Source organism: Brenneria rubrifaciens, assembly GCF_005484945.1.
Classification (GTDB): Bacteria; Pseudomonadota; Gammaproteobacteria; order Enterobacterales; family Enterobacteriaceae; genus Brenneria; species Brenneria rubrifaciens.
The window spans coordinates 3,247,643-3,260,640 of sequence record NZ_CP034035.1 but is presented as its reverse complement, the minus strand read 5'-3'; the positions used below and the strand labels follow the sequence as shown (position 1 = coordinate 3,260,640).

The 12,998-nt window shown below is 51.6% G+C and carries 13 protein-coding genes; 5 read left to right on the top strand and 8 right to left on the bottom strand.

Features of this window, described 5'->3' with window-relative positions:
• Positions 1 to 39 precede the first annotated feature (39 nt).
• From hflK to EH207_RS14710, 4 genes are all read left to right on the top strand, one after another.
• Positions 40 to 1,308: an FtsH protease activity modulator HflK gene (gene hflK, locus EH207_RS14725; protein ID WP_137714677.1), complete on the top strand. Its 1,269-nt coding sequence runs from the start codon at positions 40 to 42 to the stop codon at positions 1,306 to 1,308.
• A gap of 3 nt (positions 1,309 to 1,311) precedes the next feature.
• Entirely contained in the window at positions 1,312 to 2,301 is a 990-nt protein-coding gene (gene hflC / locus EH207_RS14720; RefSeq protein ID WP_137714676.1) for a protease modulator HflC, read from the top strand.
• Between the two features lie 134 nt (positions 2,302 to 2,435).
• On the top strand, positions 2,436 to 2,636 hold the full coding sequence (locus EH207_RS14715) for a DUF2065 domain-containing protein (protein WP_137714675.1): 201 nt from the start codon (positions 2,436 to 2,438) through the stop codon (positions 2,634 to 2,636).
• Between the two features lie 99 nt (positions 2,637 to 2,735).
• On the top strand, positions 2,736 to 4,034 hold the full coding sequence (locus tag EH207_RS14710) for an adenylosuccinate synthase (RefSeq protein WP_137714674.1): 1,299 nt from the start codon (positions 2,736 to 2,738) through the stop codon (positions 4,032 to 4,034).
• Positions 4,035 to 4,146: 112 nt separating this feature from the next.
• Here EH207_RS14710 and mpl read toward each other — a convergent pair whose 3' ends face one another.
• A complete protein-coding gene (mpl, locus tag EH207_RS14705) occupies positions 4,147 to 5,532 on the bottom strand; it encodes a UDP-N-acetylmuramate:L-alanyl-gamma-D-glutamyl-meso-diaminopimelate ligase (RefSeq protein ID WP_137714673.1) in 1,386 nt (461 codons plus the stop codon).
• A gap of 168 nt (positions 5,533 to 5,700) precedes the next feature.
• On the opposite strand from mpl, the gene fbp reads away from it, so the two are divergent.
• Complete coding sequence (fbp, locus tag EH207_RS14700) at positions 5,701 to 6,705, top strand: class 1 fructose-bisphosphatase (protein WP_137714672.1); 1,005 nt, start codon at positions 5,701 to 5,703, stop codon at positions 6,703 to 6,705.
• Positions 6,706 to 6,819: 114 nt separating this feature from the next.
• Here the strand turns inward: fbp and ruvX are convergent, their stop codons facing one another.
• The 7 genes from ruvX to metK form a co-directional block, all read right to left on the bottom strand.
• Positions 6,820 to 7,242, bottom strand: coding sequence for a Holliday junction resolvase RuvX (ruvX, locus tag EH207_RS14695; RefSeq protein ID WP_137714671.1), 423 nt, complete (start codon positions 7,240 to 7,242; stop codon positions 6,820 to 6,822).
• Positions 7,242 to 7,805 carry a YqgE/AlgH family protein gene (locus EH207_RS14690; protein ID WP_137714670.1) on the bottom strand — a complete coding sequence of 188 codons (564 nt, stop codon included), beginning with the start codon at positions 7,803 to 7,805 and terminating at the stop codon, positions 7,242 to 7,244. The genes ruvX and EH207_RS14690 overlap by 1 nt, the downstream gene beginning before the upstream one ends.
• Before the next feature lie 80 nt (positions 7,806 to 7,885).
• Complete coding sequence (gshB, locus tag EH207_RS14685) at positions 7,886 to 8,845, bottom strand: glutathione synthase (protein ID WP_137714669.1); 960 nt, start codon at positions 8,843 to 8,845, stop codon at positions 7,886 to 7,888.
• Positions 8,846 to 8,856: 11 nt separating this feature from the next.
• The gene (rsmE, locus tag EH207_RS14680; RefSeq protein WP_137714668.1) at positions 8,857 to 9,591 is read right to left on the bottom strand and encodes a 16S rRNA (uracil(1498)-N(3))-methyltransferase; all 735 of its coding nucleotides are present in this window, start codon (positions 9,589 to 9,591) and stop codon (positions 8,857 to 8,859) included.
• Between the two features lie 124 nt (positions 9,592 to 9,715).
• Positions 9,716 to 10,411: a deoxyribonuclease I gene (gene endA, locus EH207_RS14675; RefSeq protein WP_137714667.1), complete on the bottom strand. Its 696-nt coding sequence runs from the start codon at positions 10,409 to 10,411 to the stop codon at positions 9,716 to 9,718.
• A gap of 97 nt (positions 10,412 to 10,508) precedes the next feature.
• Positions 10,509 to 11,021 (bottom strand): SprT family zinc-dependent metalloprotease, encoded by a 513-nt coding sequence (locus EH207_RS14670; protein WP_137714666.1) that lies wholly within the window; start codon positions 11,019 to 11,021, stop codon positions 10,509 to 10,511.
• Positions 11,022 to 11,137: 116 nt separating this feature from the next.
• Entirely contained in the window at positions 11,138 to 12,289 is a 1,152-nt protein-coding gene (metK, locus tag EH207_RS14665; RefSeq protein WP_137714665.1) for a methionine adenosyltransferase, read from the bottom strand.
• Positions 12,290 to 12,998: the final 709 nt, after the last annotated feature.

Sequence of the window (12,998 nt, the reverse complement as noted above, 5' to 3'; positions counted from 1 at the left end):
ACCTGAAGAACACCTATCATAAAAGAATGGAGTTAAAACATGGCGTGGAATCAGCCCGGTAATAACGGACAGGACCGCGACCCGTGGGGGAGCAGCAATAATAATAGCGGCAACTCTGGCGGAAATAACAATAAAGGTGGCCGAGATCAGGGGCCACCGGATTTGGACGATATCTTCCGTAAACTGAGTAAAAAACTCAGCGATCTGGGAGGCGGAAGAGGTTCGGGTTCCAACGGCGGTACTTCCGGCGGTTCTGGTCTTGGCGGCCGGGTAGTCGGGATTGTGGCCGTCGCTGCTGTCGTCATCTGGGCGGCCAGCGGCTTTTATACCATCAAAGAAGCCGAGCGCGGCGTCGTTACGCGTTTTGGTAAATTCAGCCATCAGGTTGATCCTGGCCTTAACTGGAAGCCCACGTTTATTGATTCTGTCAGAGCCGTTAACGTGGAATCCGTACGTGAACTGGCAACGTCTGGCGTAATGTTGACCTCGGACGAGAATGTCGTTCGTGTGGAAATGAATGTCCAGTATCGGGTGACGGAACCGGAACGCTATCTGTTCAGCGTGACGAATGCGGATGACAGTCTGCGTCAGGCCACAGACAGCGCTTTGCGCGGCGTGATCGGTAAATACACGATGGATAAAATCCTGACTGAAGGCCGGACCATCGTGCGAACCGATACCCAACGTGTATTGGAGGAAACGGTACGACCTTACAACATGGGAATCACCCTGCTGGACGTCAACTTCCAGACGGCACGTCCGCCGGAAGAGGTCAAGGCCGCGTTTGATGACGCCATTGCCGCCCGAGAAAACGAGCAGCAATACATTCGTGAAGCAGAAGCGTATGCGAACGAGGTTCAGCCGCGCGCGAATGGTCAAGCTCAGCGTATTCTGGAGGAGTCGCGCGCGTACAAAACGCGTACCGTTCTGGAAGCCCAAGGTGAAGTGGCTCGTTTTGCCAGAGTGTTGCCGGAATACAAAGCCGCGCCTGAGATTACTCGTGAGCGTTTGTATATTGAAACGATGGAGCGTGTTCTAAGCCATACCCGTAAGGTGCTGGTCAATGATAAAGGCGGCAACCTGATGGTGTTGCCGTTGGATCAGATGCTGCGCGGAGCGGACAGCGGCGAAAGCAACAGCAACAGCAATAGCAATAGCAGCAGCGCCAATCCGCTGCGTTTACCGGCAACATCGGGTAACAGTAGTGCGAGCAGTAATCAGACGCGAAGCGGTAACAGCGGAAATATCATGGATCAGCGCAGAGCGAATGCGCAGCGTGATGATGTCACTCGAGTAGGGAGAGAATAATCGATGCGTAAGCCCTTACTATTTATCCTGATCCTGGTACTGATGGTGGTCTATGCGTCACTGTTTGTAGTGCAGGAAGGCCAGCGCGGCATCGTGATGCGTTTTGGCAAAGTGTTGCGTGATGATGAGAATAAACCTCTTATTTATGCCCCGGGACTACAGTTTAAAATTCCGTTCATTGATTCGGTGAAAATGCTGGATGCCCGTATTCAGACTATGGAAAATCAGGCCGATCGCTTTATCACTAAAGAGCAGAAAGACCTGATCATTGACTCCTATATCAAATGGCGGATCAGCGATTTCAGCCGCTATTATCTAGCGACGGGCGGAGGGGATGTCTCTCAGGCGGAGGTGCTGCTCAAGCGTAAATTCAGTGACCGTCTGCGTTCCGAGATCGGTCGTCTGGATTTGCGAGGCATCGTTACCGACTCCCGTGGTCAGTTGATGACCGATGTGCGCAATGCATTGAACACCGGGACCGGTGAAACCACCGAAGCCGATAACGCGATTGCTTCGGCCGCTGCACGTGTTGCACAGGAGACGACTGGCGCGCAGCCTCATGTTAACCCTAACAGTATGGCTGCGTTGGGTATTGAAGTGATTGATGTGCGGATTAAACAGATTAACCTGCCGACGGAAGTCTCAGATGCCATCTACCAACGTATGCGTGCGGAACGTGAAGCGGTAGCGCGCCGCCACCGTTCACAAGGCCAGGAAGAAGCGGAGAAATTAAAAGCCACTGCCGACTATGAGGTCACCCGTACGCTGGCGGAAGCTGAGCGTCAGGGACGTATCACCCGTGGTGAAGGCGATGCGGAAGCGGCAAAATTGTTTGCCAGCGCATTCAGCGAAGATCCTGATTTTTACTCTTTCATTCGTAGCTTGCGTGCGTATGAAAGTAGCTTCAGTTCTAATCAGGACGTAATGGTATTGAGCCCGGACAGTGATTTCTTCCGCTATATGAAATCGCCGGAGACGACGCTTCGTCGTTAATTATTACCCTGTATCAATTCTATCTAAAGCCCGTGTTTGCGGGCTTTTTTACGACGGGCCATTCTGCCTGTCATCCTTACGGGCCGTGGCGGGCGACGTTTAAAATCGCGCTGGCGATATTTTATGGAGTTTTTATGAATGCAACCGTGTGGATGGCTCTGGGGCTGGTGTTGATTATCGAAGGGCTGGGCCCCTTGCTGTTTCCCCGTATCTGGCGGCGCATGATCCTAGCGATGGCACAGTTGCCTGATAACACATTACGGCGTTTTGGCGGAGGGATAGTGGTTGCCGGATGTGTGATCTACTATATGTTGCGTAGCCGAATAGAGGGCTAAAATTCCTTTGAAAAATGTGCGCAAACGTGTGCTAAAAGTACTGAAAGCGAGCAGATGAGATGTTAGAATCCTTTTTTAAGCAACCTGGTGATTTTTGAGATGGGTAAGAACGTCGTCGTACTGGGCACTCAATGGGGTGACGAAGGTAAAGGTAAGGTCGTCGACCTGCTGACTGAACGGGCTAAATATGTTGTGCGCTACCAGGGTGGCCACAATGCTGGTCATACTCTGGTTATCAACGGTGAAAAAACCGTTCTTCATTTAATTCCTTCGGGTATTCTGCGTGAAAATGTCACCAGCATCATCGGTAACGGTGTGGTGCTGGCGCCTGACGCACTGATGAAGGAAATGACGGATCTTGAAGCGCGTGGCGTCCCGGTACGTGAACGTTTGCTGCTCTCTGAAGCTTGTCCGTTGATTCTTCCTTATCATGTTGCGCTGGATAACGCGCGTGAAAAGGCGCGTGGCACCAGGGCAATTGGCACCACCGGTCGTGGTATCGGCCCGGCTTATGAAGATAAAGTCGCGCGTCGTGGTCTGCGAGTGGGCGATCTGTTCGACAAAGAAACGTTTGCCGTTAAGTTGAAAGAGATCGTTGAATACCACAACTTTCAGTTGGTTAACTACTATAAAGTCGAAGCGGTTGATTACCAGAAAGTGTTGGATGACGTTCTGGCGATTGCTGATATTCTGACCGCTATGGTGGTCGATGTTTCCGACCTGCTGTACAAAGCACACTTGCGTGGCGATTTTGTTATGTTCGAAGGGGCGCAGGGTACGCTGCTGGACATCGATCACGGTACTTATCCTTATGTGACATCTTCCAATACCACGGCAGGTGGCGTGGCGACCGGTTCCGGTCTGGGTCCACGTTACGTTGATTACGTCCTGGGTATTGTAAAAGCCTATTCTACCCGCGTTGGCGCGGGCCCATTCCCAACCGAGCTGTTTGATGATGTCGGCGAATATCTTACCCAGAAAGGGAATGAATTCGGCGCAACGACGGGTCGCCGTCGCCGAACGGGCTGGCTTGATGCGGTTGCTGTTCGCCGCGCGGTACAGATTAATTCCCTGTCCGGTTTCTGCATGACCAAACTGGATGTGCTGGATGGTCTGAAAGAGGTCAAAATCTGTGTGGGATATCGTATGCCTGATGGCCGCGAAGTGGATACCACACCGTTGGCCGCAGACGGCTGGGAAGGGATTGAGCCGGTTTACGAAACACTGCCGGGTTGGTCTGAAAGCACCTTTGGTGTTCAAGAGCGCAGCAAATTACCTCAGACGGCGCTGAACTACATTAAACGTGTGGAAGAAGTCACTGGCATTCCGGTGGACATTATTTCTACTGGCCCGGATCGTAGTGAAACGATTGTTCTGCGCGATCCGTTTAGCGTTTGATTCGCAAAGCGACAGGCGACGTCAAACACCGCCTGTTTATGACCTGGCGAACTCATCCGGCGGACATAAAACAGGACGGGATTCCCGTCCTGTTTGCTAGCTTCTCACTGTTCTATTTACCTGCGGCGATCCCTGCTTTAGCCTTGTTTTTCAAGGCATCCAGCAGTCGGTTATGGATGTTGCCAAAACCACCGTTACTCATTACCAGTATGTGATCGCCTGGCTGGGCGGTTTTCACAATCATATCGACCAGCGTATCGATGTCTGCGCTCCAGTGTGCTGGCTGCACGCACGATTCAGCTACCTCCGCGACCTGCCAGAGAATATGCGGTGGCTGGAATAAAAAGACTTCATCGGCACGGCCCAGTGATGGCGCCAGTTCATTTTTACACATACCTATTTTCATGGTATTCGAGCGGGGTTCAAGCACGGCCAAAATACGGGCAGTTCCGCCAACCTTGCCGCGCAACGCGGCCAGCGTCGCGAGGATCGCCGTGGGGTGGTGGGCGAAATCATCGTAAACGGTAACGCCGTATTCGGTGCCGCGTAACTCAAGGCGGCGGCGGGCATTGATAAATCCCCCCAGGGCGCGGCAGGCATCGGCGGGTAGTACGCCGACATGATGGGCGGCGGCGATGGCCATTAGCCCGTTGTGCATGTTGTGCTCGCCGACCAACGGCCAATGCACTTCACCTACCAGTTCGCCATTCAGGTAAACCTGATACTGGCTGGCATCGGTCGACAGTTTCTTCGCACGCCACACGCCTTCCTCACCTACCAGTTCCTGCTCGCTCCAGCATCCCATTCCCATGACTTGCTTGAGGTGAATATCATTGGTCGGCAAGATGATTTTTCCAGTACCGGGCACCAGACGTATCAGATGGTGAAACTGTTTTTGAATGGCTTTGAGATCGTCGAAGATATCGGCGTGATCGAATTCGAGGTTATTCAAAATAAGCGTGCGCGGGCTGTAATGAACAAATTTAGAACGTTTATCGAAGAACGCACAGTCATATTCGTCGGCTTCAACAACCATAAACGCGCTGTCGCCTAAGCGAGCTGAAACGGTAAAATTACCCGGCACGCCGCCGATGACAAAGCCGGGCTTATAGCCGCAATCCTCCAGAATCCAGGTCACCATGCCTGCGGTCGTTGTTTTACCGTGCGTCCCGGCAACGGCAATCACCCAGCGATCGCGTAAAACATAATCATGCAGCCACTGTGGACCGGACACATAAGGAAGCCCTTGTTCCAGCACGGCTTCAACACAAGGATTGCCTCGCGACATCGCGTTGCCCACAATCACCAGATCCGGGGCAGGATCGAGCTGTGCGGGATCGTATCCCTGAATCAGCGTGATTCCCTGCTCTTCCAGTAAGTTACTCATGGGGGGATAAACGTTTGCATCTGAGCCTGTTACCTGATGTCCCAATGAACGGGCCAGCAGCGCCAGGCCACCCATAAAGGTGCCGCAAATACCTAAGATATGAATACGCATACATTTTCCATTTATACTGTGAGTCTGCCTCACATTCCAACGCTATGAATACACCATAAAAATGGATTTGACTAGGTACTCGGTTTCTCTTTGGGCTACACTGCAAACGCAAACGTTAGCGGTGTAGTAATGAAGCCGCTTATCATCCGTAGATTCTGGAAGAGTGTTATGAAAACGCTAGGCGAATTTATCGTTGAAAAACAGCACGATTTCTCTCACGCCACCGGTGAGCTTACCGCGCTGTTATCAGCCATCAAGCTGGGCGCCAAAATTATCCACCGCGATATCAATAAAGCGGGTCTGGTGGATATTTTAGGCACCAGCGGTATCTCCAATATTCAGGGCGAAGTACAGATGAAACTCGATCTGTACGCCAATGAAAAATTGAAGGCCGCTTTGAAAGCGCGTGGTGAAGTTGCTGGTATCGCTTCTGAAGAAGAAGACGAAATCGTCATCTTCGACGGGGATCGGGCTGAGAACGCCAAGTATGTGGTATTGATGGACCCGCTGGACGGTTCTTCCAACATTGATGTTAACGTCTCCGTCGGCACCATTTTCTCTATTTACCGTCGTATTACCCCGCTTGGCATGCCGGTAACGGAACAAGACTTTCTACAGCCGGGCCACAAACAGGTTGCCGCTGGTTACATCGTTTACGGTTCCTCTACCATGCTGGTATACACGACGGGACACGGTGTCCACGCGTTCACCTATGATCCCTCTCTCGGTGTATTCTGCCTGTCGCATGAAAAAGTTTGCTTCCCGGAAAAAGGGAATATGTACTCTATTAACGAAGGGAACTACATTAAGTTTCCTACCGGTGTGAAGAAATATATCAAATACTGTCAGGAGCAGGACGAAGCGACGCAACGTCCTTACACCTCGCGCTATATTGGTTCACTGGTGGCGGATTTTCATCGTAACCTGTTGAAAGGCGGTATTTATCTTTATCCAAGCACCGCAAGTTATCCGAAAGGCAAACTGCGTCTGCTGTACGAATGCAACCCGATGGCGTTTTTGGCGGAGCAGGCGGGCGGTAAAGCCAGCGATGGCAAAAACCGTATTCTGGACATCACGCCGGAGAAATTGCACCAGCGTTCGCCTTTTTTTGTAGGGACAGAAACCATGGTGAATGATGTTGAGCGTTTTATCCGCGAGTTCCCGGACGCATAATCTCACCTTCGCCGTGGTGGTGTTCTGAGTAAGAGTTACATCAATTTTCCTTCAGTGTGCCCACACCGCTGGTGCACACTGAACACCTATTTGCCGTCAGCTTTTCCCGTCATTTCACGACGTTTGCGCATCAAACCAGCTTTCCAGAATAATGACCGCCGATTCAGCGTCGATGCTGTCTTTATCCAGTGCCCGAAAACCGCCGCGTTCGAACAGGTCGGCCCGAGCTTCCACGGTACTCAGACGCTCATCGTGCAGCGCTATCTGGACACCAAATCGTCCATGCAAGCGATTGGCGAATTTTCTGGCGCGTGCTGTCAGCGGCTGTTCCGTTCCGTCCATATTGAGCGGCAGGCCGACAACGACGAGGGCTGGCCGCCACTCTGCCATCAATTTTCCCACCTTCTGCCAGTCAGGTGTTCCATCTTGGGCTTTAAATGCGGTGAGCGGACGGGCGGTCCGCGTAATGTCCTGACCGATAGCCACACCGATGCTCTTGGTCCCGAAATCAAAAGCAAGAATCGTTCGGCTTGCCATCAGGCGTGCCCTACTTCAGTTGAAATGTTATGGATGTCTATTCCCAGCTTTTTCGCCGCCAAGCGCCAACGTTCTGCAATCGGCGTGTGGAACAGAATCTCTTTATCCGCAGGTATCGTCAGCCAGGCGTTTTCCAGTAATTCATCCTCAAGCTGGCCGCTCTCCCAGGCGGAATAGCCCAATGCGACCAGGGTATTTTGTGGCTGTTTAGCGGTTCCCAGTGTTTCCAGCACATCTTTTGAGGTGGTGATCATTGTGTCTTCAGAGATACCGATGCTCGAAGCAAAACCAGAGCAAGGCGTATGCAGAATAAATCCGCGATCGTCAGCCAACGGGCCGCCAGCAAAAACCGGCTTATCCAAACGGATGGAGGGTTCAAGTGGCGTGGGGGCTATTTTCAGCTTTTTCAGCACATTATCCACAGTAAACTGCTCCATCGGCTTATTGATGATTAGCCCCATGGCGCCGTCTTCATTATGTTCGCAAATATAGACCACCGAACGTTTAAATACCGTGTCTTGTAGTGCTGGCATAGCGATGAGGAAGTGATGCTGTAAATTCATTATGTAATTTTATCGATCCTTGTCAGCGTTTGATAAGCGGTTCGCCAAAAAGACGAGCCGTTTCCGGTTTAAGAAACAGATTAGCTGTTGCGCGTAGCCAGGCGTTTTTCAATGGCGTCCATCAGCATGCCCGTAATGGAGACATCCTGGTAAGCGGCTTCAATTTCGCGTACGCAGGTGGGGCTGGTGACGTTAATTTCCGTTAATCGATCGCCAATGATATCCAGACCAACAAAAATCAGCCCTTTTTGCTTTAGCGTCGGTGCGACGTCGCGGGCAATTTTCCAGTCGCTGTCGCTGAGCGGTCGGGCCTCTCCCCGGCCGCCGGCCGCCAGATTGCCGCGTGTTTCGCCAGTTTTCGGAATACGCGCCAGGCAATAAGGAACGGGTTCGCCGTCGACCACCAGCACGCGTTTATCACCCTCTTTAATCGCTGGCAGATAGTTTTGCGCCATACAGTAGCGGCTAGCATGTTCGGTCAGCGTTTCAATGATGACCGAAACGTTGGCATCATCCTGTTTCAAACGGAAAATCGACGCGCCGCCCATGCCATCCAGCGGTTTCAGGATCACATCCCCGTGTTTCTGATGGAATTGACGCAGCTTGTCCGCGCTGCGGGTAACCAGCGTATCCGGTGTCAGATGCGGGAACCAGGCGGTGAAAAGCTTTTCGTTACAGTCGCGTAGACTCTGGGGTTTGTTGACGATCAACGTACCTTTCTCTTCCGCGCGCTCCAGAATGTAGGTTGCGTAAATGAATTCCGTATCGAAAGGCGGATCTTTACGCATTAGCACGGCGTCCAGCTCTTCCAGCGCGATATCCTGTTCGCCGGAGAAATCATACCAGCCATCGTAATCGTACTGGACGTTCAAACGGCGGGTGGTTGCCCGTGCAACGCCTGCGTGCAGGTAGAGATCGTTCATCTCCATATAATGAAGTTCCCAACCGCGGCGTTGTGCTTCCAGCAGCATGGCGAAGCTGGTGTCTTTCTTGATATTGATGGCGTCGATAGGGTCCATCACAATACCGAGTTTAATCATTTTTTTCTCCTTTACCCCAGATCGCCGAAACGTACCTGTAAGGCTGTAATCACGGTGAGTGCAGTTGTTTCTGTGCGCAATATGCGCGGCCCCAGCAGGATGTCGGTAAATCCGTATTCTGAAGTCAGCAAAATTTCATTGGAGGAGAGTCCTCCTTCGGGGCCAATCAACAGCCGAACCTGACTGACCGACAGTGACAATGTATTGATACTCTGTGTCGCGCGCGGGTGCAAATTGAGCTTTAATGCCGCATCCTGTTCTGCACACCACGCTTCGAGCATCATGGGCGGACGGATGACGGGCAGGCGGTTACGGCCGCATTGTTCACAGGCTGAAATCGCGATTTTTTGCCACTGCCCGACTTTCTTCTCCAGACGCCCGGTATCCAGTTTTACGCCGCACCGTTCGGAAAACAGCGGGGTGATGATATTCACGCCAAGCTCAATGGATTTCTGAATGGTGAACTCCATTTTTTCTCCGCGCGACATGACTTGCCCGAGATGCAGGTGCAACGGTGATTCTTTGTCTTCCAACTTACCCGCTGTGAAACACACCCGCACACTTTTTTTTCCAGCCAGCACGATTTCTGCGTCAAAAACATGATTACTGCCGTCGAACAGTTGCAGGGGTTGGCCGGTATTCATCCGCAGCACGCGGCCAATATGGTTGGCGGCATCTTCGCTCAGTTCGACTTCCCCCCCGATAATGGGGAGCGTTTCGGGATGAAAAATGCGCGGTATTCGCATGCTGATGTTCTGACCTTATGAAGAATAAATTTGAGTTGGACAGCGTATTGTTAGAGATAATCGACTCACCGCCATCTTGAACGGTGATTTTACTGGTAAACCGTTATAGTAGGTAGGCCAGCCATTACTGGCAAGCCTGTTGAACGTAAGGGTTGTGGTTACCTTGTTTTGCGGCGATGCGCCGATCGCGCGTGCATTCCCACTGCGTTACCGGAAATTGTTCATTCCAGGCTTCAAACAACCGGGTTTGCTGGCGGGATAAACGCAATTGATAGCGGTCGCGCATATAGAAGTAAGTACGGGCAATGGCGCCACGGGCGCGGGCTGGCGGCTCCGCCCGATTATTTTTGAAATCGACTTTCATCTCACATTGACCATATTGACCGCCGCCGCCGTTCCACTGTCCATACATGGTGTTGCCGCGATCGCCGTTGACTTCACCGATGGCGGGTTGCAGGTTATGCAGGTCGGTTTCCATTTCACGATAAATATGGTCTTTGCTGCAATTTTTTCTGCCGCCATCCTGCCAGCATCGGCGCTGATGACCGAACTGCCAGGCAGGGACGATATGTTCCCATTCAATTCGGCTGGCGCGTTGTTCGTTTTTTCTGACCTTATAGCCGCAGGATTCAAGATCGGGAATCCCTTTTTTACCTTGCCATGTAATGGCGCAGCCACAATAAAATGTTCCCGGCGCGCCCTGATTGACCTCTACCGACGCCGCTTTTGCCTGCGTGAAGTTATTGATATTTTGACTCAATGCCGCGGCGGAAATGAAACCGACCCCGGCAGAGGCGGTAACAAGAATTTTGCGTAGCATATTCCAAATAATCCCCTGGTAATGAAGCTGGCAGACTACCGGATGTCATCACGGCAGGCAAATGCAAAAATTAGTTTTTTGGGCTGAAGATTTTCTTTTAAATAGGATTTATTACTTTGAATTGTAAGGTTTTCCCGCAATCACGGCAGCGATACTCTGTTTCGCCGCGCTGTACCCGGTTATGGCGTCGCACAGTCAACTCATGTTGTCGACAACTACACTGATAAGCGAAAGTTCGACCCTGTACGGATTTCACGGCAAAGCGATGTGTACGCCTTGCCGGAACCTGTAACACATTCTCCATCATCCAGCGCCACTCTTTACCATGTGGCTGCACTTTGCCGAAACGGGCAAAGACCAGCAGATGCGCCAGTTCATGGGGAACAACCTCATCGATGAAGGCTTGCTGGTTTTCCTGCAACAGTAAAGGATTCAGCCGAATTTCCCAGTGCTGTAGCCAGGCGCTGCCCGCCGTCGTACCGCGTTGCTGATAGTTGACCGCAGGTTCCGGGTAATGGGCGTTAAGGGCGAGATTAGCCAACAGTAGCTTATCGCGAAGGCAACGCATAACCGCCTGATGATGAGCGATGGGAAGTCGTGGTGTGTTCATTGAAGGAGCATAAATCGAGTCGCAGGGGGGATGCAATAGACAGGGAGACAGGAAAGAAACGGCAACACGGCGAGTTTTCATTCGCCGTGTTGCGCTAACCGTTTGAAGCAGGGAAATTATAAACCCGCGGCTTCACGTAATTGCACGGCCTTGTCGGTTTTTTCCCAGGGGAAGTGCTCGCGGCCGAAGTGACCGTAAGCTGCGGTTTCCTGATAGATGGGGTGCAGCAGATCCAGCATCTGGATTAATCCATAAGGCCGCAGGTCGAAAAACTCACGTACCAGTTGGGTGAGGCGTTCGGTGGAGATCTTTTCCGTTCCAAAGGTTTCGAGCATGATCGAAGTCGGCTCTGCCACGCCGATCGCGTAGGAAACCTGGATCTCACAACGATCCGCCAAACCTGCGGCAACGATATTTTTGGCGACATAACGCGCGGCATAAGCGGCTGAACGGTCAACCTTAGAGGGATCTTTACCAGAGAAAGCGCCACCGCCGTGGCGCGCAGCGCCACCATAGGTATCCACGATGATTTTACGCCCGGTCAGCCCGCAATCACCCATTGGACCGCCGATAACAAAGCGTCCGGTTGGGTTGATGAAGAATTTTGTACTGGCGGAGAGCCATTCAGCCGGAAGGACAGGTTTAATGATCTCTTCCATAACCGCTTCATGCAGGTCTTTCTGGGTAATCTCTTCCGCATGCTGGGTAGACAACACTACCGCATCAATACCGGCAATTTTACCATCGTCATACAGGAAGGTGACCTGGCTTTTCGCATCCGGGCGCAGCCACGGCAGCGTGCCGTTTTTACGCACTGCTGACTGACGTTGAACCAGAAGGTGGGCGTAAGTTATCGGCGCCGGCATCAGCACAGCCGTCTCGTTGGTTGCGTAACCAAACATCAGACCCTGATCACCTGCACCCTGTTGTAGCGGATCGCTGCGGTCAACGCCCTGATTGATATCAGGAGATTGCTTGCCAATGGCGCTCAGCACCGCACAAGAGTTGGCATCAAAGCCCATCTCGGAATTCACATAACCGATCTCACGTACGGTACGGCGCGTGATCTCTTCAATGTCGACCCAGGCGCTGGTGGTAATTTCACCACCAACTAACACCATTCCGGTCTTTACGTAAGTCTCGCAAGCGACACGAGCTTTAGGGTCTTGCCCCAGAATAGCGTCAAGTACCGCATCGGAAATCTGGTCAGCAATTTTGTCAGGATGTCCTTCAGAGACGGACTCAGACGTAAAAAGGTGTTTAGCCATGAGTTTCTTTACCTTCAAATCAAAGCCGTTAAGCAGTATATCAGTTAATCAGTATAGATGGATTAACATCTGGATGGCTATTCTAGGTTACATTTTGGCCTGAGTGCCAGTAGTTTTTCACTTCAGTGCGCCATCGTTCTTTAGTCATCGGTAATTTTTTCTTTTGTAATAGCACGCTGAGGACATTTTCATTTTGCTTTTCCTGTGTCATATCTGTATAAACGGCGAGCGGTTTGGGTTTGTTACCCGCGATGTGATAGTTGATGGTTTCATTGGTTGCTGACCGCATACCTTGCGGCGCGCGTGGAGGTGATAGGATTAATGATCCGCTGTTTACTGAGTATGTTGCGCTCGCAACGCTTTTTTTTTGACGCTATCGCGTCAATCGCTCAACCCTTCTTTTTATTTGCCCGAAGTTGCCTGTCGTTAAGTTCGACACAGGATTACAGGGCTGGTTAATCCGCGATTTTTCCTGGACCAGACGTGCACGGCGCTGTATTAGTAAGCGTTTTTCCTGTGATTTTCACAACGAGTTTTCCCTGACCCGTTCCACGGAGTCTGACAACGTGTTTTACACTAACAAGAGTAATAATACGGCGGCATACTGTTTTCAGCCGACTTTTTCACTGCCGCTGCTGCGTGTTGCAGGCACGATTATGCGGGTTACTTATGCAGGTACTGATGTGATTAGCAGTATAAAAGAAGAGGT

Bases quoted from the DNA above. Each gene is read 5' to 3' on its own strand.
- gshB (WP_137714669.1), bottom strand. From the start codon at position 8,845: ATGATTAAACTCGGTATTGTGATGGACCCTATCGACGCCATCAATATC.
- EH207_RS14670 (WP_137714666.1), bottom strand. From the start codon at position 11,021: ATGAACACACCACGACTTCCCATCGCTCATCATCAGGCGGTTATGCGT.
- mpl (WP_137714673.1), bottom strand. From the start codon at position 5,532: ATGCGTATTCATATCTTAGGTATTTGCGGCACCTTTATGGGTGGCCTG.
- EH207_RS14715 (WP_137714675.1), top strand. From the start codon at position 2,436: ATGAATGCAACCGTGTGGATGGCTCTGGGGCTGGTGTTGATTATCGAA.
- rsmE (WP_137714668.1), bottom strand. From the start codon at position 9,591: ATGCGAATACCGCGCATTTTTCATCCCGAAACGCTCCCCATTATCGGG.
- fbp (WP_137714672.1), top strand. From the start codon at position 5,701: ATGAAAACGCTAGGCGAATTTATCGTTGAAAAACAGCACGATTTCTCT.
- ruvX (WP_137714671.1), bottom strand. From the start codon at position 7,242: ATGGCAAGCCGAACGATTCTTGCTTTTGATTTCGGGACCAAGAGCATC.
- hflK (WP_137714677.1), top strand. From the start codon at position 40: ATGGCGTGGAATCAGCCCGGTAATAACGGACAGGACCGCGACCCGTGG.
- EH207_RS14710 (WP_137714674.1), top strand. From the start codon at position 2,736: ATGGGTAAGAACGTCGTCGTACTGGGCACTCAATGGGGTGACGAAGGT.
- hflC (WP_137714676.1), top strand. From the start codon at position 1,312: ATGCGTAAGCCCTTACTATTTATCCTGATCCTGGTACTGATGGTGGTC.
- endA (WP_137714667.1), bottom strand. From the start codon at position 10,411: ATGCTACGCAAAATTCTTGTTACCGCCTCTGCCGGGGTCGGTTTCATT.
- EH207_RS14690 (WP_137714670.1), bottom strand. From the start codon at position 7,805: ATGAATTTACAGCATCACTTCCTCATCGCTATGCCAGCACTACAAGAC.
- metK (WP_137714665.1), bottom strand. From the start codon at position 12,289: ATGGCTAAACACCTTTTTACGTCTGAGTCCGTCTCTGAAGGACATCCT.